The organism is Neosynechococcus sphagnicola sy1, from assembly GCF_000775285.1.
GTDB lineage: Bacteria > Cyanobacteriota > Cyanobacteriia > Neosynechococcales > Neosynechococcaceae > Neosynechococcus > Neosynechococcus sphagnicola.
This window is the reverse complement of record NZ_JJML01000043.1, coordinates 15,197-33,044: the sequence shown is the minus strand read 5'-3', so window position 1 is coordinate 33,044 and position 17,848 is coordinate 15,197. Positions and strand designations below refer to the sequence as shown.

Genomic DNA, 17,848 nt, shown 5'->3' with positions numbered 1-17,848 from the left:
AACCGTTTTCGACCTTTAATTTGTTTGCCCGCATCGTAGCCCACCGATTGGCTCACTCCAGCGGCACTTTTGACACTTTGACTGTCGATAATCGCTTCCGACGGGCTGCGATGACGCTCCTGTTCAATTCGGGTACACTCTCGCAATCGGTCGTGCATCCGCACCCAGGTTCCATCTTTGCGCCACTGACGAAAGTAGGTGTATACGGTTTGCCATGCCGGAAAATCCCCTGGCAACCCTCGCCATCGCACTCCCTCCACCAAAACATAGAAAATGGCGTTCAGAACATCCCACATATCGACGCTACGAGGACGACCACCGAATTTCGGCTCGGGTATCAAGTCGTTGAGTAGTTCAAATTGGGCTTGAGACAAATTACTGGGGTAAGCTTTACTCATGACGCTCTCTCAGTGCTGTGTACGACATATTCGCAGCTTACACTGAGTGAGCTTTTTTAACTCACTAAACGACTTTTAAAACACCCTCTTACCCCCTCAAAAAACTCTTAACACATCACTCGCTGTAGCAGAGCGATCCTGGAGAGCTGAACCTCTATCGGGGCTTTGTGACAGACCCAATTTGAGGAACAGCACCCTCAGACGCTAGACCGCTAGAGGAATTAAAATTACGCCCCAACCTGCGTTGCTGATTCAAAGGAGTCGCCCTAATAACCAACCTCACTGCGGAAGCTGACGATGACAGGGGAGCCAGCAGACCCATTTTGTGCTGTGATTTCGTCCATTTCGTCGGCAGCAATCGTTAGTTTCACAGGCTTACAGCGCTTTACAACTGCATGGATACCCTGCGCCCCTTCCTGTGCCAGATCTTCTACATAGCCTGAGGTTGCCGCATGGGCACTAGAGTCGAACATAAAGGGGCCAAAGTAATAGGTGCAGGCAGGCTGCTCCGTGATCACTTCAACCCACCAAGCATACCCTAGGGTATTAACTATCTTCAGTAGAGCTTCTTGCATATGCCATTCCTAAAGGGAGGATGTCTTCCGAATTTCCAGGCAATTATGGGGATTGTCTTAAAGAAACATGAAATATCTCGAAGTTCATACTTCTTTATACTCTGCTTGGCTCGATTTTTTCAACTCGGTTTTGGCCGATAAATCCAAGGTCCGTGACCAGCGCTGTCGATAGACTTCATACAGACCCATGCCTACAGCCACGGATGCATTCAAGCTAGCAGTCTGCCCCTGCAACGGAATTGAGACCAAAGCATCACAATTACGCTGGGTTAAGAGGCTCAGTCCACTGCCTTCAGCACCCACCACTAAGGCAATCGGCCCAGGAAATTGCATTGTATGCAGGGGCTGGCTGACATTCGCTGCCAATCCATAGATCCAGAAGCCTGCTGCCTTGAGAATTTCTAGGGATCGTCCAAGATTGATCACTCTAGCTACGGCAAAGGTTTCTAAGGCACCAGCAGCAACCTTGACAACGGTGGAGGTGATACCAACCGCTCGACGCTGGGGAATCACCAGCCCTTGAACCCCCATGGCTTCCGCCGTGCGAATAATCGCACCTAAATTGTGGGGATCGGTGAGTCCTTCTGCAACCAGTAAAATGGGTTGGTCAGAGGCATCTTTGGCTTGCTCAATCAACTCCTCCAGACTACGGTACTCGTAGGGAGCAGCCTGGGCAACGATCCCCTGATGATTGGCTCCATGGGTAATTTGATCGAGGCGAGTAGAGGTGACTTCATCTATGAGAGCGCCATTGGTTTTGGCCTGAGCCAGGAGGGAATGGAAGCGGGGATCATAGCGCAAGCGACTGGTGACCCAAATACGATTCAGGTTGCGTTGCCCCTCCAGGGCTGCTTGAACTGGATGGCGGCCATAGATCAAATCTAAGGTTTCACTATCATTGTCTCTGAGGACATCGGGTTGCTCCTGCACCTGGCTCTCTCGCACTGGTAATACCACAGAAGGACGGGAGCGTTCTGGAGGGCGGGAGCGGTCTCTTTCTGGTTTAGTCGTTGCTGGTTTGATCGGCAGGCGAGTCCGGGGTGTCCTGAGCCGCACTGGTTTGTTAGGGGTGCTGGGGTCGGGAGAGGAGGAAGCCGCCCCTGTCGGGTTGCGGCGCTGGGGACGGGGGGGTCGGGAAGTGTTGGTATCTGCGTTGACAGGGGATGGCTGATCCCCTAATCCCCGTTGGCTCTTCCGCTTGAATGATGGACGTTTAGGAGCGGATCGGGAGCGATAATTACCGTGCTGATGAGCCGCCATGGTGTCTCCTGCTGACATGCAATCTCGGTCTACAGACCGTTGAGTCTCTCATTGTAAAGAATTTATAGTTGCTCAGTGGGCAACTATAGAGTGTTAACAGGATCACTGCGGTGATCGTCAGCGTTAAAGGGCTGCCCACAGGTTTGGGGCTGTGAAGTGTTTCGTCTGAACCATTTGGGATAGGTCTCTATGCAGCGAGTCATTGGGTTAATGAGTGGTACCTCAGTGGATGGTATCGACGCGGCACTGGTGGAAATTTCGGGGATGGGATTCGATCTCCAGGTGCAACTCCTAGCCGGTAACACCTACCCCTATGCGCCTGATTTGCGGGAGCAGATTTTAGCAGTGGGCGCAGGCTCCGCCCTAACGATGGCGGAGTTGGCAGTTTTAGACGATGCCATCGCCCTAGCATTTGCCGAAGCTGCTTGCCAGATTCAACAGGGACATCCCGCAGCCGATTTGATTGGCTCCCATGGCCAAACGGTGTACCATCGCCCCCCCCGACTTCCCCTCCTTGGGCTATAGTTTGCAACTGGGTCGGGGTGCTTTGATAGCCCACCAGACGAGTGTGGCGACGGTGAGTAATTTTCGCGTGGCCGACATTGCTAGGGGCGGACAGGGGGTCTCCCTTGGTCTCTCGCGTCGATGCTTACTTGCTGGGACACCCCACGGCTCACCGCTGTATCCAAAACATTGGTGGCATTGGCAATGTGACGTATCTCCCCGCCTTTCAACCCCATGACGCCCCTGCTCCTTTAGAGACCAAAACTTGGGAAGCTGGCATTCTTGGCTGGGATACAGGCCCTGGCAATCTACTGCTCGATCTAGCCGTGCAGCATTTCAGTAACGGCCAACAAACCTATGATCAGCATGGAGCATGGGCTTCCCGTGGCACTCCTTGCCAGCCGTTGGTGGCCCAATGGTTACAGCAGCCCTTTTTTCCCCAACCACCTCCCAAGTCCACCGGACGGGAAGCGTTTGGGCTGGCCTACTTTAAAGACTGTCTAACCGCAGCCCAAGTGTATGCCCTCACCCCGGCAGATATCTTGGCAACCCTGACGGAATTGACCGCTGCCTCCATTGCCGACAGTTATCAAGCTTTTCTCCCCCAGGCACCGGATCAGGTGCTGATCTGTGGGGGGGGGCAGTCAAAATCGCTATCTCCGACAGAGACTGGAACTGCACCTAGACCCGATTCCGGTTCTGGACACTGACGACCTGGGACTCAGTGCTGACTATAAAGAGGCGATCGCCTTTGCGGTACTTGCTTACTGGCAGCAGCAGGGCATTCCCGGCAACCTGCCGACGGTCACGGGGGCAGATCAGCCCGTTTGCTTGGGTGAATTTCATCCAAGCATCCGCACCCGTGCGTGTTAGCATAGCATCCGAGGAATAGTTGAAAACTCAGTATTGGTTAGGTTGCAAACAGCCATCGGAGTAAGGAATCGCGCTGTGGCTCATACCTTTTTAATGGAGGCTGGACGCTGGACACTACAAGGAACGTGGTTAGAGCGTAATGGAGTCCCAATTCCAATTAAAGGTAGGACATTGGTAGGGTGGGGACGGGATAATTGGTTTACGATGGTGACCAAAATGGTGTTCCCAGCTTCTGAGCGCGATGAAGTCACTTTTCAGTACAGGGGTCATTTGGACGGCGGAGAGCGCCAATATACCTTTGTTCTTCAACACAGCCAATTGGGACGTGTGGAGGGGGAAGGCTGGATTGCCCCAGAATCAATTGTGCAACGCTATTGGGTCTTGGGCGATCGCCAACGTCGTAGCGGGTTTGAAACACTCCATCGCCTGAATGACAATCTCTATTATTTATCCAGTGGGATCATGGCAGGTCACCATTTGATCAGCACCATGGAAGCCACCCTGGAACGTCAGGCCAACGAATAGTGCCCTATTGTCAGCTTGTAGTCATACAATGACAGATTCTTACATTGGTCGCTTACTCGCCAACCGCTATCAACTGGTGGAGTTGATTGGGAAAGGAGCCATGGGGCGCGTATACCGTGCCCAAGATCTCTTGCTGGGAGGTGTTCCTGTCGCCGTCAAGTTTTTGGCTCAAGCCTTGCTTAATAAAAACGATGCGAGATCGCTTTGCCATAGAGGCTACGACCTGCGCTCTTTTAGGGCAGAAGAGCATCCATATTGTGCGGGTGATGGACTACGGGGTGGGGGATGAGGAGATCCCCTTCTATGTCATGGAGTACCTTGAGGGTGAAAGTCTCGGCGATCTGATCAGCGATCGCTCCCTGACCCTCCCTAAATTTTTGAAACTAGCACGCCAGATCTGTCTGGGGCTGGAATGCGCCCACCAAGGAATCCCCTTCAAAGGCGAAATTAATTCCATTATTCACCGTGATATTAAGCCAGGGAATATTTTGATCTGTCAAGATCCGACCATGGGGGATCTTGTCAAAATCTTAGACTTTGGGATTGCAAAATTGCTGCAAAGTGACGGTGATCAAACCAGTTCCTTTATGGGGACGCTAGCCTACTCTTCGCCGGAGCAAATGGAGGGCAAGGATCTGGATAACCGGGCTGATATCTACAGCCTAGGGATTTTGATGTATGAAATGCTACTGAATAAAATGCCCTTGTATCCAGACTCCCATACCTTTGGCAGCTGGTACAAAGCCCATCATTTTCAACCTCCCCGTCCCTTCTGTGAAGCAGATCCCCACTCCAACCATCCCAAAGCGCTAGAGTCCCTCGTGATGAGCTGTCTGGCGAAGGCTCCCGCTGATCGCCCCCAGACAGTGAGCGACATTCTTCAGAGACTGGATGAGATTGAACGCAGTCTGACCACCCCTCCCTCATCCCCAACTACCCCTCCTACCCCCAACCTGTCAGCTACAGGGAGCTTTGCCCCTTCATTACCAACCACCCCTCCCATACCAGTCGTTACTAATAGCCTTGCCCCGCCGCCAACTCCCCCTGCCGCCGTCGCCGCGGTTTCCATAGAACAAGCTTGTTTGATGGCTCTTTGGCCCTCTAATATGCCCGTTGCCGAAATTGTCTTTCCCCAAGTGGTGTACACTGGGCGGGAGGCTGTGGCTAGCCTATGGATCATGCTGCATCAGCAAGATATTCAGAATCGCTGGGTCTGTACCCGCTACAATCAATTTCTGTTTTTGGAGTCACCCCATCCAATGCTACTGTGGGCAACGGTGCTCTATAGTCGTCAGCACGGGCCGCGGTGGCTTCCCTGTTACTTGGATCTCAAAACTTCCAAGGGTCAAGAACTGGTACGCCTATTGGGGGACAAAGGTCAGTATCAACTACTGTTTTTCCCCTGGGAAAATCCGCACCGCTGTGTGCATGTCATGTCCTCGACAATTTCTGCTTTTCAGGGACCGCTGCTAAAAGAGTGGGCAAACTCCAGTCAAATCAACACTACGGATCAAGCTCCATTAAGTAAAAGCGTTCTGCGAGCAGAGTTTGAAAAACTCAAGCCCAAAATTCTGATGAAGCTGGAATCAAGCTACGTCGACGGCTGGCCTGAAGCTGGATCTGATTTAGCAGGTTGATTTTAAGGTGTTCAGATTTTACTGCCCATTGTGCAAAATTTGGCACTATCAGCTTAGGGAGTGAGAGCTAGACTGTATATCTAGTAAAGCATCTAAGACTCAAGAATTGTGTCTATTACAAGAGCGAACCAGTCGTCAAGAACGGTAGCAAGACTCTGAAGAGCAACCAAGAGCTCCAAGGATACCTCTGTAAGGTTTGTGGTCGTCGCTTCAATGAGCGTATTCGCACTTGCGATGGTTCGTCTGAGAACCCCAGTAGCAACCGTAGAGATGGCGCTCAAAGCCAGACATGAAGGGCTTGGCATCAGGGCAGCCGGAAGAGTCGTGGGTAAATCATCCAGCAGTATCACGGATTGAGAAGAGCGTTTATCCACTCTTCTCACCGCCTAGTCTCCCCGTGCTCCTGAGGGAGGAGAAGTCACCATAGAAGGCAATGAACTCTACACCCGAGTGGGTGAGAACCTTTTCCCCCTCAGCCTCTGAGGGTTGGACGATCAGCTTCATTGAGCGGCTCTTGAAGATCTCCGAAATACTATTATCCAAAGGATTTGAGGGCTTCACTCCTTAACAGGACAGTGCCGAGTGTATCTCACTGAATTCCCAAAAGCCTTACCTGTAGTTGGTTCCCCAACCAATGGAGCTAAGCGGACTCGAACCGCTGACCCCCTCAATGCCATTGAGGTGCGCTACCAACTGCGCTATAGCCCCTAGAGTGCGTTCTCTAGTTTGCCCTAGTTGCTCACAACTCGTCAAGCCCTGACCGCCTAGACCTGTCGATTAATCTCTTGCTGCAGCCAGGGATCGATCGCCTGCCCGTCTCGGCGGCGTAATTCAATCTCAATCAGCTTGGTAGCTTTAACTCCAGAGGGCACTGACTTTTCGTGAAACAAAATCTCATACAAACTAGGATCTTCGTTGCGATCGCGCAACCAGTCTTGAACCCTAATGGTGGCAAAAAACGACTGCCCTTGCTCGAACAGCTGAGTAATCTGCATTTGTAAGGTGTAGGGATTATGTCGAGACATGGATGCTGGCGGGTAAATTCATCCTTATTCTAAGGTGAATGCCTGGAAATTCTTTAGCCCATATAACAAGCGACCCCCTGGGAAGGGAGCGCTGATGACTTAACAGACTCAACCGTTAACCGAGGAGGAATTAACCGTGGATAGCAGGAGCCACTAGAGCAACCGGAGCCGCCTCACCCGCAGCCAAATCCAGGGGGAAGTTGTGAGCATTGCGCTCATGCATCACTTCCATACCCAAGTTCGCCCGGTTGATGATGTCAGCCCAAGTATTGATCACTCGACCCTGGGAATCAATCACAGACTGGTTGAAGTTAAATCCATTGAGGTTAAACGCCATGGTGCTAATGCCCAGAGCCGTAAACCAAATCCCGATCACAGGCCATGCACCTAAGAAGAAGTGCAGCGCCCGAGAGTTGTTGAAGGATGCGTATTGGAAGATCAACCGACCAAAGTAGCCGTGGGCAGCCACAATGTTGTAGGTTTCTTCCTCTTGACCAAACTTGTAACCATAGTTCTGAGACTCATCTTCGGTGGTTTCACGCACCAGAGAAGAGGTCACCAGGGATCCGTGCATGGCACTGAACAGGGAGCCACCAAACACCCCCGCTACCCCCAACATGTGGAAGGGGTGCATGAGAATGTTGTGCTCCGCTTGGAACACAATCATGAAGTTGAAGGTTCCTGAAATACCCAGGGGCATACCATCGGAGAAGGAACCTTGACCGAGGGGGTAGATCAAGAACACGGCGAAGGCAGAAGCAACTGGAGCGCTGTAAGCAACGCAAATCCAGGGGCGCATACCCAGACGGTAGGAAAGTTCCCACTGCCGACCCATGTAGCAGCAAATCCCCAGCAAAAAGTGGAATACCACCAACTGGTAAGGACCACCGTTGTACAACCACTCATCTAAGGAAGCAGCTTCCCAGATCGGGTAGAAGTGCAGACCAATGGCATTGGAAGAAGGAACAACCGCACCCGTGATGATGTTGTTACCAAAAATCAGGGAACCAGCAACTGGTTCGCGGATGCCATCAATGTCCACAGGGGGCGCAGCGATGAAGGCAATGATGAAGCAGATGGTTGCAGTGAGCAGCGTGGGAATCATGACCGTACCGAACCAGCCTACATAGAGGCGATTGTCGGTAGAGGTCACCCAGTCGCAAAACCGCTCCCAGACGTTGGCGCTATCGCGCCGCTGTAAGGTTGTTGTCATGGCTTTATGAGGGCAGATTACAAAATAAATGATGAATTCTAAGGAACCAGTTTCCTGTTCCTATTTCTCAGTATATTCACATTTATTTGTATTTGTCCACCGACATTTATGTATCTCCGGTATCAATGGGCAGGGTTGGCGGCCATGGAAATCAAAGGGTCGCAAGGACAAATTGCCTTATGCCCTCGCCTAAAAATATCCCAATACCAATCGAGAGTAGGGCTGGCAGTTTTTGCCCCTGTCGCTAGGTGTTCTCTACTGCCTTGCGGGTGATTGACAGCCAACCGCGATCGCAAAATCGCCGTAAGATGATCTATGCAGCAAATTTGTGTGCAGAGCAGTAGGAGTAACATGACAGTAACGCCAGTGGTTCCCCAACACTTGCAGGGACAGGTCGCAGTCGTAACCGGAGCTTCCCGTGGCATCGGGCGAGCTGTCGCCTTGTCCTTGGGGACAGTGGGTGCCAAGGTGGTGGTCAACTATGCTAGTTCCAGTTCGGCTGCCGAGGCGGTGGTGTCAGAAATTGAAACCATGGGTGGCACGGCGATCTCCCTCCAGGCAGATGTTTCCCAAGAAGATCAGGTGGATAAACTCTTCAGTACGGTTCTCCAGCAATGGGGACGGGTGGATATTTTGGTTAACAATGCCGGAATTACCCGCGATACCTTACTGCTGCGGATGAAGCGTGAAGAATGGCAGGCGGTAATTGATCTCAATCTCACTGGCGTGTTTTTCTGCACCAAAGCCGCCAGCAAAATCATGTTGAAACAGCGATCGGGTCGCATGATTAACATTGCTTCAGTGGCAGGGCAGATGGGGAATCCCGGACAAGCTAACTACAGTGCCGCCAAGGCTGGGGTGATTGGCTTAACCAAAACCGTGGCCAAAGAACTTGCCAGTCGGGGGATTACAGTGAATGCAGTGGCGCCTGGCTTCATTGCCACGGATATGACCCAGGATGTAGACGCTGAGAGTATCTTAAAATTTATTCCCCTGGGGCGCTTCGGCCAGCCAGAGGAAGTGGCGGGGTTGGTAAAATTCCTGGCATCTGATCCCGCCGCTGCCTATATTACTGGCCAGGTAATGAATGTCGATGGTGGTATGGTTATGGCCTAGGGAATCGGTTCTAGTGATCCTTGCCATTGAAAACGACCCTTATCCTGGCTGGAAATTCCCACTTCAAATCCATGCTGTTGGCTACACTTCGTCCCGATGATTGGATAGGGTTACTGTGTCGGCTGGCACTGGCATTGCTGGTCGGTGGTGTGATTGGCTGGAACCGAGAACAAAGCGGTAAAGCCGCTGGACTCCGAACCCACATGTTGGTGAGTTTGGGATCAGCTTTGTTTGTGCTGATTCCTTTGCAAACAACTATCCTGCAAACTCCCGATGCCCTGAGTCGGGTGATTCAGGGGGTTGCGACCGGGGTGGGGTTCCTGGGAGCTGGAGAAATTCTGCATCGTCCCAAAGATGGCAAACTCCGGGCGAAAGGCTTGACCTCAGCCGCTGCGATTTGGGTGGCAGCGGCACTGGGTATGGTGGCTGGATGTGGTCTATGGCAGTTGAGCCTCGTCGGGACTGCCATGACAACCCTGGTACTGAGTGGGGTCAAATACCTGGAACGCCGCCGCTATAGCCATGAAGACGGAGACAATAACGTTTGACTGGCCCTAGGGCTAAAGCCAGGGGATGGGACACGATCGCCCTTAGGGATCTTCTAGGTACTCTTCTGCCTCTTCATGCTCTACTTCCATCGGTGAAACCGAGTTGGCGGAGACAACCACCCCCATTTCTAGCTTTTGCCGCACCTGAGCTTCCAGATCCTTCCCAAAGGCTGGATTTTCTTCCAGGTTTTTGATCACATTGTCTCGACCCTGACCGATATTGTCCCCGTTGTAGCTATACCAGGCTCCCTTGCGAACCAGCACCCCCATTTCCTCTGCAAGATCCACCAGACAGCCCAGGGTGGAAATACCCTTGCCAAAAATAATGTCAAACTCGGCTACCCGGAAGGGAGGAGCGACTTTATTCTTGGCGACCTTAACCTTGGCGCGAATACCAAACTCGTCGGCACCCTTTTTCAGGGTCTGAGCGCGGCGGATGTCCAACCGCACAGAGGCGTAAAACTTGAGGGCATTTCCTCCCGTTGTGGTTTCTGGGTTGCCGTAGGAAATTCCAATCTTCTGACGCAGCTGGTTGAGAAAAATCACGGTACAGCCGGACTTGCCGATACTTCCCGTGATTTTGCGCAGTGCTTGACTCATTAACCGCGCCTGGAGTCCCACATGGGTATCCCCCATGTCTCCTTCGATTTCAGCTCGAGGTACCAGTGCTGCCACGGAATCGATCACAATAATGTCGATCGCCGCCGAGCGCACCAGTTGATCCACAATTTCCAGAGCCGACTCCCCGGTATCGGGTTGGGAGATCAATAAATTGGCAATATCTACCCCCAGAACGGCGGCATAGGCGGGATCAAGGGCATGCTCAGCATCCACAAAGGCCGCAATCCCCCCSCGCCTTCTGGACTTCTGCCAGAGCATGGAGGGCAAGGGTGGTTTTTCCAGAACTCTCAGGGCCGTAGATTTCAATCACCCGTCCTTTAGGGATGCCGCCCCCCAAGGCCAAATCGAGGGTCAGGGCACCACAGGAGATCGTTTCCACTTTCATGCGAGTGGCATCCCCCAAGCGCATAATCGACCCCTTGCCAAAAGTCCGCTCAATCTGGCCCATCACTAAGCTCAGTGCTTTTTGCTTGTTGTCGGATTGCTTGTTGTCGGAGTTGTCAGTTGCTTTAGTTGCCATTTACGCCTCAACACGGAAAGGAGTGATTAGAATCGAGAAGTTCCGGCAGAACCTTTATTTTAGACAGTCTTGGTCACGGCTGCTGCTGCTGGAACTGCCGAGAATGCCCTCTTGGTGACTGTGCTTTTGGGGTGAGCCTGGGTACGCTAGAAACAGGATGTCAGGCTGGATCCAGATCTCTACATCCGGTGTGCTCTTGGCCGGTTGGCATCCATCGTCTTGGAACCAGATGGTACTGGCTTGATTCGGTGCCTTGGGGAGTGGTGCGAGTTCTCCTGTTTGTTAACGTCAAATTCCCCATTTGTCAAGTTCCACAGCAACCCTATCGGTCACCTTAAAACCCGTCGTTCTTGACTGCCCCTGTCCCCACCGATGCCTTCCTCTCTACCCCATCTCCTCGTCCCTGACACCGCTCTCTCGGTGGCTGGATTGACTGCCTATATCCAGAGCTTGTTGGAACAAGATCAACAGCTCCAACAGGTCTGGGTGACCGGGGAAGTTTCCAGCGCTAACCGTTATCGCAGTGGCCTCTTCTTTACCCTGCAAGACCCCGATGCCAAAGCAGCGATTAGTTGTGTGGTCTGGAGCAGTCAGCTAGAAAAACTCATTGCCCAGCCCGTCCCCGGTGAGCAGCTGATTTTGCTCGGACGGATCCATGTTCATTGCCAACGGGGGCAATATCAGTTGATTGTCTGGCAAGCCTTGCCCGCAGGAGAAGGGTTACGAGCGCTGCGTTATCGGCAACTGCGGCATCGCCTAGAGGCGGAGGGTTTGTTTGATCCCCAGCACAAGCGGCCCTTGCCCATGCATCCCCAGACAATTGCCGTGGTCACCTCACCCCAAGCGGCGGCCTGGGGCGATATCCAGCGCACCTTAAAACGACGTTACCCCGGTCTCCATGTGTTATTTTCCCCGACCCTTGTTCAGGGGGATCAAGCCCCGGCTTCGATTGTGGCAGCGATTCGGCGGGTGGAAGGGGATGGGAGAGCCGAGGTTTTAATCCTGTCACGAGGGGGGGKATCGACGGAGGACATGGCCTGTTTTAATGATGAACGGGTGGTGCGGGCGATCGCGGAATGCTCAATTCCCATCATCTCGGGCATTGGGCACCAACGGGATGAGTCCCTGGCAGATTTAGCGGCGGATGTCTATGTCCACACTCCGACCGCTGCTGCAGAACAGGCGATTCCCCGGGCTATCTGATCTGATTACCGCCCATCACGAACGGCAGCTGCTCTTGCAAGCTGCGTTGGCGCAACAGTTCCAAAACAGTCACGATCGCCTGCAACGGTTGCGTGATCGCCTGTGGCTGCTCAAACTAGATCACAGGATGCATCAAGAAATCCAGGCGATCGCCTGGGTGAGACAGCGGCTCTTGCAGGTGACCCGGCAGCACTTCCAGCAGGCCAACCAGCACTGCAAACTCCTAGGGCAAACATTGGCAACCCTTGACCCCCAAGCAGTTTTGCGACGCGGCTATGCCATTGTGCGGCAAAGGAATGGAACCATTACCCGGTCCGCAACGACCCTGACTGTGGGACAACCCCTGCATATTCAACTCAACCAAGGTCAAGTTGAGGTGCAAATCACGGAAATTCTCCAGTCAGACTAAGCCCTTAACCTGCCCTGCCCTTTTCCATGAATAATCCTACGAACACCCCCACACCCCCACCCCCCCATCCGGATCTGACAAGGCCTCGATCCCCAGATCTGCCGCCGGGTTGGACCTATGAAGCCGCCGTTGCCAAAATTGAGGCGATCATTGCCAAAATTGAGGATGGCGAATTGGAGTTGGCCCATGTGTTCGATCAGTTTGCGATCGCGGTCAACCATTTGCATCAGTGCGAAGCGTTTCTGGCCCAACGACAACATCAAATGGATTTACTAATTGAAACGCTGATCAATGATCCCGACCTTTGAGGCTGCATGACTCGTTCAGACTTTTGGACTCCTTTACATGTCCGCTTAGATCACACCCTCCAGCAGCGGCAACTGCTCCTCCCCCACCAGCGACTGTTGGTTGCGGTGTCCGGGGGCCAGGATTCTCTTTGTCTGATCCAACTGCTGCGGGATCTTCAACCCAAATGGCACTGGCAGTTGGCGATCGCCCATTGTGATCACCGCTGGCGCTCGGATTCCCTGGCCAATGCCGAGTATGTCGAGACCCTGGCCGAGGGGTGGCAGTTACCCTGCCATCGCTCCACGGCCAGCCAAAGGGCCACCAGTGAAGCAGGGGCTCGAACCTGGCGTTATGACTGCCTGCAAGCCATTGCCCAAGCCGAAGGTTACACCGCGATTGTCACCGGACACACTGCCAGCGATCGCGCCGAGACTCTGCTCTACAACCTGATGCGGGGCAGTGGCCTGGATGGTCTGCAAGCCCTCAGTTGGCAGCGGTCTCTGGGGACTGGTCTCACCTTGGTACGACCCTTGCTGGGATTCACCCGCCAGGAAACTGAGGGCTGCTGTCGCCATGCCCAACTGAAGATTTGGGAAGATGCCACCAATCAAGACCTGACCTATGCCCGGAATCGCATTCGCCAGAAACTGCTGCCCTATCTCCACACCCACTGCAATCCTCAGGTAGAGCGACATTTAGCCCAAACGGCGGAACTCCTCCAGGCAGACACCCACTACCTAGAAACCCAGGCAGACAACCTACGGCAACAGGTACAACATCCCTCCCAACCGAAACTCTATCGCCCGCCGTTACAAGTGGCACCCCTGGCTTTACAACGGCGAGTGCTGCGGCAATTCCTCCAACAGTGGCTGCCAACCGCACCCAACTTTGAGCAGGTTGAGAAATTCCAACAGCTGATTGCTGCACCCAACCGCACCCGTACCGACCCCTTCCCCGGTGAGGCGATCGCCCAAGTCACGGGCAACTGGATTTGGTTACTGCCCGCTCCTCGTCCCAAATCTCCTCAGGAAGTAACCAATTCGGGTTGACCCGTTAATTGTTGCAGAATCTGGCGCAGCTGGGCAACCGCTACTTGCTGATTCGCCCCGGTTCCCTGGGTCAAAACCTGAGTGGTCGTATCCAGATCCTGATGGAGCTGGGTGAGAGAACCTTGTAGCCCTTGCAGAGCTTCTTGGGAGGCTTGGAGACGCCCCCAGGACTCACCTGCCTCCCGATGACGGGATTGGACGATTTGCTCGAGCTGCTGGACTTCTTGGCGCAGGCTCTCATACTCCTGGCACCGTTGTTGCAGAAGTTCCTGATTTTGTTCCACCGCAGCTTGGAGTTGTTGAATCTCTGCTTCTAGCCGCTGTAACCCCTCCAGTTGTTGTCGCCGCTGTTGTTCCAATTGCTGGAGAATCGGGCCAATGCCCAGCTGTCCCTCGGAGCCATCGCTTTCCCCTTTTCCCCGCCGCCGCAGCAGCACCTCAGCGTGACAGTTGAGAATTTCTTCTCGCTCCCGGAGATTACGGCGTTGACCCACCAGCGTCTCATTCAACATCTGATAACAGTCTTGCTCCTCGGTCAATTCGGTCTCAAGGCGAAGACGGTCATATTCGCTGGCCTGCTGGATCTTCACCTGTATCGCCTCAATTGCTTGACGCTGCACCGTTAACTCTTCTTCTTGATCATTGACAAACCGGGAGACCTTTTCTAAATCTCGCCGCAGATCTTGCACCAGTTTATCCAGATCTTCGAGAGCCATATTCTCCAACGCCGGGATATCAACCTTGCCGCTGAGGCTCACCTGGTCAGCCCGCCCCGTCATTTGATAGATTTGCTGGATTGTCTCCCCGAGGGCTTGTAAGTCAGTGGCCAGCACTGCTTGGTGAGCTTGCTGAAGTTGAAGAGTTGCCTGCTGCACTTGGGCCTGCGATCTCACCGCCTCCAGAGAGAGTTGAGCCTCCTGACAGGCAGCATGGCGATCGGTCAGGGTTTGTGACTCCTGCTCCAGCTTAGTTTGGAGTTGCTCGGCGGCAATTCGCTCCTGCTCCCACCGCTGCCAGGATTGTTCTAACCAGGATTGTTGCTGACTGACAACCGTTCTGACGTGGTGTAGCTGTTCCCCCATGCCATCGGTTTGGGTCAGTGATGCTGCCAACTGATCGAGGAGTTCGTGCAGCTGACGAGCCTGATCCGGCTCTAAAACTACTTGGGGGTGAAATTCGCTCTGCTGCTTTTCTAGTCTTTGCTGTTCCCCCCGCAATTGTTGCCAGGCTCCTTCCAATTCCTGATGGCGGCACTCCAGTTCTGCTTGCATCTCCTGGATTTGCTGCCGGGTATTTTCAAAGTCCTGGCGTTGGGCTTCCATCCGGGCGCAGTCATCCTCGAGGTTTTGCAACTCTTCCTGTCGGGATTCCATTTCCAGTTCCCGACGTTGCAACTCTTGACTCTGGTAAGTTAAGGAGGCCTTCCATTGCTCAATCTCCTCCTCCTGAGTCTTAAATTTTTCTTGGAGTCGAGAAAAATTTTGTAAAATGCTCACCAACTGACGACCCGCTTCTAACAGGCGCTGTACCTGCTTGCTAGCGTTCAAGTCAACCAGTACCAGTGCCCCGGCATTATAATTGCCAGCCTGATCGGGGGGCATGGGAATGATTTCTTCACCAGGCACAGCATTCCAGATTTGTTCGGTGCGTTGACAGGCCAGTAACTTCAGCTCCGATTTACCACCCATCAGCCCCGTCTTCTTTTGAACCTCTGCTAAATACAGCACACTGATAGTCCTCTTCCTGTCTACACCCAATCAACTAAAAACCTCAACCCATAGGTTGATCCCGCTGCCTTGATCTTCAGTCTAGCGATACATTCGTAATGCAACGAGACCACCATTTCACCGTAGAAGTACGGAATTCATTGTCCGCAAGGATAACGCTTTGTGAGGCTGCGCGGTTACAAGGGAGTAGGTCTTGTCTGGGCAACTCTCTACAATATTTAAAGGCTGATTGATGTATGTGCAAGTTTATGGTAGCTCACCCGAGACAGCTCGCCTATCTTGAATCTCCCATTTGACTCAATCTGATTCTAGTAGGGAGGCTGCTGAGACAGAATACTGCCACAAAGAGCTGGTTTGCTGCTGGGATCGAGGTGGCTTCAATAAACTTAATGCTTTTCGATCCAAAACAACTTTTCTCAGGTTACGGGAACCATTCTCGTCATCTTAGTTTGGAGGTATGCTCGACAAAGGTTTTCTGGCGTTGATCTGGTTGTGTCCTTTACCCACTGTTCCCCAGAGAGTCACTGCATGCAGGGAAGTTTAAGTGAAATCGATACCCGTAGCATTTTGGAACTGATCGAGATCGGTCAGAAAACCGGTACGCTCCTGATTGAGACCAGCAGCGCCCCCTCCGTTGCAGCCAGACCCTTGGGACCCTTGCCTCCCCCCAGACCGCAGTCATGGCTAATTTTTGTCCGCAGTGGGCGAATTCTATATGCCATCGATCCCCATCACAATGTCTCCTGTCTCCAGAATTATTTGCGATTCTACAAGCTAGAGTCAGCCTTTAACAGCATCGAAGCTCTCTCGGGTTCGGCGATGAGCATTCCTGAGTATGGCTATCTCTGGAGTCTCTTGGCGAGAAATTTGTTATCTCCGGCTCAAGGGCGACAGATTCTCTACAGTATGGTGCAAGAGGTGCTCTTTGATTTGATGCGGCTGCATCAAGGTAGCTTTAGTTTTTCAAGCGGGTGTGACGCTATCCCCCCAGCTGACCACGTTTAAGATCACCGATTTGCTGGCAAAGGTGATGCGGCAGTCCCAGGAATGGCAGCTCTTCCATCCCTACATTCGTTCCCCGAATCAGTGTTTGACCATTACCAATGCTCATCAGTTGCAAGCAGCGCTGCCCACAGGGATCTATCTATCCCTTAGCCAATATGGCGATGGCAAAACAACTATTCGGCAATTGGCCCGCTACCTGCATCGAGATAGTCTCACGGTGGCGAAGGCGATCTATCCTTACGTTCAGTTGCACTATCTTCAGGTGCACTACCCCACACAGACGGTATGCCGTGATGGGCAACAACCGCTGCCAGGGCATCGCAGCAGCGACGATCGGTCAGATTCAGCAAACACCAATGCAACCCCTAGGGCAGCTCCCCTGGGCAATAGCCTCATTGTGCCTCAACCCCAGTGGGAACTGAAAATTCCGCGAATTGTTTGTATTGATGATGGTGTTGCAATTCGTAAGGCAGTAGAGTATATCCTGAGTCAGCATGGTTACGAAGCCACGGCCATTGGCAATCCGCTGAAGGCATTGGGGCTGATCTTTCAACTCAAACCAGATTTGATTCTCTGTGATATCACAATGCCAGATCTGGATGGCTATGAAATTTGTGCCATGCTTCGCCAGTCTAAGGTGTTTCGCCAAACACCGCTGGTGATGCTGACAGGCAAGGGGGAGTTCATGGATCGGGTTTATGCCCATATGGTTGGAGCTACGGATTATTTAACCAAGCCGTTTGGAGAAAAGGAACTGCTGATGCTAGTGGAGAAGTATGTCGGAGTCGGACAACGATCGATCCCATCCCCGTCTCATCCTCGGCTGGATGCCGTCTTAACCCAGGGATTGGCCGATGGCGGCACCTCCTCGGGTGCGTCCACCCCTTCCCTATCGGCGTCATGAAGGATGTGATCACTATGGGGCAGTGGGGTAGGGTGGTTTCCCATAGATGTTTGAACCAGCAAGCAGGGAGGGAGTTATGAGTACAGTTCTGGTTGTCGAAGACAGTGTGGCGCAGCGACAGATGATTACGGATCTGCTGCAGGGGAGTGGTCTCAATGTCACCGTTGCTGGGGACGGCGTTGAAGCCTTGGCATGTGTTGAAGGACAACGTCCTGACCTGATTGTGTTGGACATTGTCATGCCACGGATGAACGGCTATGAAGTCTGCAGACGGCTGAAGACAGACCCTAAAACCCAGGGGGTACCGATTGTCATGTGTTCGTCTAAGGGCGAAGAATTTGACCGTTACTGGGGCATGCGGCAGGGGGCAGATGCTTACATTGCCAAACCCTTTCAACCGACGGAACTGGTTGGAACTGTCAAACAACTGCTGCGAGGGTAAGGTGAA

The 17,848-nt window shown here is 53.0% G+C and carries 14 protein-coding genes, 1 tRNA gene and 5 pseudogenes; 12 read left to right on the top strand and 8 right to left on the bottom strand.

Annotated features, from left to right (window positions below; translation table 11 throughout):
• From DO97_RS16055 to rlmB, 3 genes are all read right to left on the bottom strand, one after another.
• A partial coding sequence (locus DO97_RS16055; protein ID WP_036535325.1) for an IS5 family transposase occupies positions 1 to 398 on the bottom strand: 398 nt, incomplete at its 3' end.
• 266 nt (positions 399 to 664) lie between these two features.
• The gene (locus tag DO97_RS16050; RefSeq protein ID WP_052128842.1) at positions 665 to 973 is read right to left on the bottom strand and encodes a DUF1816 domain-containing protein; all 309 of its coding nucleotides are present in this window, start codon (positions 971 to 973) and stop codon (positions 665 to 667) included.
• An 84-nt stretch (positions 974 to 1,057) separates the two neighbouring features.
• Positions 1,058 to 2,233 (bottom strand): 23S rRNA (guanosine(2251)-2'-O)-methyltransferase RlmB, encoded by a 1,176-nt coding sequence (gene rlmB / locus DO97_RS16045; RefSeq protein ID WP_081980804.1) that lies wholly within the window; start codon positions 2,231 to 2,233, stop codon positions 1,058 to 1,060.
• A 189-nt stretch (positions 2,234 to 2,422) separates the two neighbouring features.
• Between rlmB and DO97_RS31390 the strand changes: the two are divergent.
• The 4 genes and pseudogenes from DO97_RS31390 to DO97_RS26880 all read left to right on the top strand — a co-directional run.
• A pseudogene (locus DO97_RS31390) lies at positions 2,423 to 3,610 on the top strand (anhydro-N-acetylmuramic acid kinase).
• Between the two features lie 75 nt (positions 3,611 to 3,685).
• The gene (locus DO97_RS16035) at positions 3,686 to 4,135 is read left to right on the top strand and encodes a hypothetical protein (RefSeq protein ID WP_072016481.1); all 450 of its coding nucleotides are present in this window, start codon (positions 3,686 to 3,688) and stop codon (positions 4,133 to 4,135) included.
• Positions 4,136 to 4,163: 28 nt separating this feature from the next.
• Positions 4,164 to 5,772, top strand: a pseudogene (locus DO97_RS16030) (serine/threonine-protein kinase).
• Positions 5,773 to 5,927: 155 nt separating this feature from the next.
• A pseudogene (locus tag DO97_RS26880) lies at positions 5,928 to 6,283 on the top strand (IS1-like element transposase); the annotation flags it as partial.
• 124 nt (positions 6,284 to 6,407) lie between these two features.
• On the opposite strand, the gene DO97_RS16020 reads toward DO97_RS26880, so the two are convergent.
• From DO97_RS16020 to psbA, 3 genes are all read right to left on the bottom strand, one after another.
• A tRNA-Ala gene (locus tag DO97_RS16020) sits at positions 6,408 to 6,480 on the bottom strand.
• Between the two features lie 56 nt (positions 6,481 to 6,536).
• Positions 6,537 to 6,797 (bottom strand): hypothetical protein, encoded by a 261-nt coding sequence (locus DO97_RS16015; protein WP_036535322.1) that lies wholly within the window; start codon positions 6,795 to 6,797, stop codon positions 6,537 to 6,539.
• Between the two features lie 130 nt (positions 6,798 to 6,927).
• Positions 6,928 to 8,010, bottom strand: a complete 1,083-nt coding sequence (gene psbA, locus DO97_RS16010; protein WP_036535320.1) for a photosystem II q(b) protein — start codon at positions 8,008 to 8,010, stop codon at positions 6,928 to 6,930.
• A 351-nt stretch (positions 8,011 to 8,361) separates the two neighbouring features.
• Between psbA and fabG the strand changes: the two genes are divergently transcribed.
• Both fabG and DO97_RS16000 read left to right on the top strand, forming a co-directional pair.
• Complete coding sequence (fabG, locus tag DO97_RS16005; RefSeq protein WP_036535318.1) at positions 8,362 to 9,126, top strand: 3-oxoacyl-[acyl-carrier-protein] reductase; 765 nt, start codon at positions 8,362 to 8,364, stop codon at positions 9,124 to 9,126.
• Positions 9,127 to 9,197: 71 nt separating this feature from the next.
• Positions 9,198 to 9,674, top strand: coding sequence for an MgtC/SapB family protein (locus DO97_RS16000; RefSeq protein ID WP_036535317.1), 477 nt, complete (start codon positions 9,198 to 9,200; stop codon positions 9,672 to 9,674).
• A gap of 42 nt (positions 9,675 to 9,716) precedes the next feature.
• On the opposite strand, the pseudogene recA reads toward DO97_RS16000, so the two are convergent.
• Positions 9,717 to 10,815: pseudogene (gene recA, locus DO97_RS15995) on the bottom strand (recombinase RecA).
• 372 nt (positions 10,816 to 11,187) lie between these two features.
• On the opposite strand from recA, the pseudogene xseA reads away from it, so the two are divergent.
• The 3 genes and pseudogenes from xseA (at position 11,188) to tilS (ending at position 13,764) form a co-directional block, all read left to right on the top strand.
• Positions 11,188 to 12,427 (top strand): annotated as a pseudogene (gene xseA / locus DO97_RS15990) (exodeoxyribonuclease VII large subunit).
• Positions 12,428 to 12,453: 26 nt separating this feature from the next.
• Complete coding sequence (gene xseB, locus DO97_RS15985) at positions 12,454 to 12,735, top strand: exodeoxyribonuclease VII small subunit (protein WP_081980803.1); 282 nt, start codon at positions 12,454 to 12,456, stop codon at positions 12,733 to 12,735.
• A gap of 6 nt (positions 12,736 to 12,741) precedes the next feature.
• Positions 12,742 to 13,764 (top strand): tRNA lysidine(34) synthetase TilS, encoded by a 1,023-nt coding sequence (gene tilS / locus DO97_RS15980; RefSeq protein ID WP_052128841.1) that lies wholly within the window; start codon positions 12,742 to 12,744, stop codon positions 13,762 to 13,764.
• Here the strand turns inward: tilS and hmpF are convergent.
• Positions 13,740 to 15,491 carry a pilus motility taxis protein HmpF gene (gene hmpF, locus DO97_RS15975; protein WP_036535315.1) on the bottom strand — a complete coding sequence of 584 codons (1,752 nt, stop codon included), beginning with the start codon at positions 15,489 to 15,491 and terminating at the stop codon, positions 13,740 to 13,742. The genes tilS and hmpF overlap by 25 nt on opposite strands.
• 528 nt (positions 15,492 to 16,019) lie before the next feature.
• Here hmpF and DO97_RS25385 point away from each other — a divergent pair.
• The 3 genes from DO97_RS25385 (at position 16,020) to DO97_RS15965 (ending at position 17,842) form a co-directional block, all read left to right on the top strand.
• The gene (locus tag DO97_RS25385; protein ID WP_072016480.1) at positions 16,020 to 16,496 is read left to right on the top strand and encodes a DUF4388 domain-containing protein; all 477 of its coding nucleotides are present in this window, start codon (positions 16,020 to 16,022) and stop codon (positions 16,494 to 16,496) included.
• Positions 16,465 to 17,400, top strand: a complete 936-nt coding sequence (locus tag DO97_RS25380) for a response regulator (RefSeq protein ID WP_239651800.1) — start codon at positions 16,465 to 16,467, stop codon at positions 17,398 to 17,400. The genes DO97_RS25385 and DO97_RS25380 overlap by 32 nt, the downstream gene beginning before the upstream one ends.
• A gap of 76 nt (positions 17,401 to 17,476) precedes the next feature.
• A complete protein-coding gene (locus DO97_RS15965; protein WP_036535312.1) occupies positions 17,477 to 17,842 on the top strand; it encodes a response regulator transcription factor in 366 nt (121 codons plus the stop codon).
• The last annotated feature ends 6 nt before the right edge of the window (positions 17,843 to 17,848 follow it).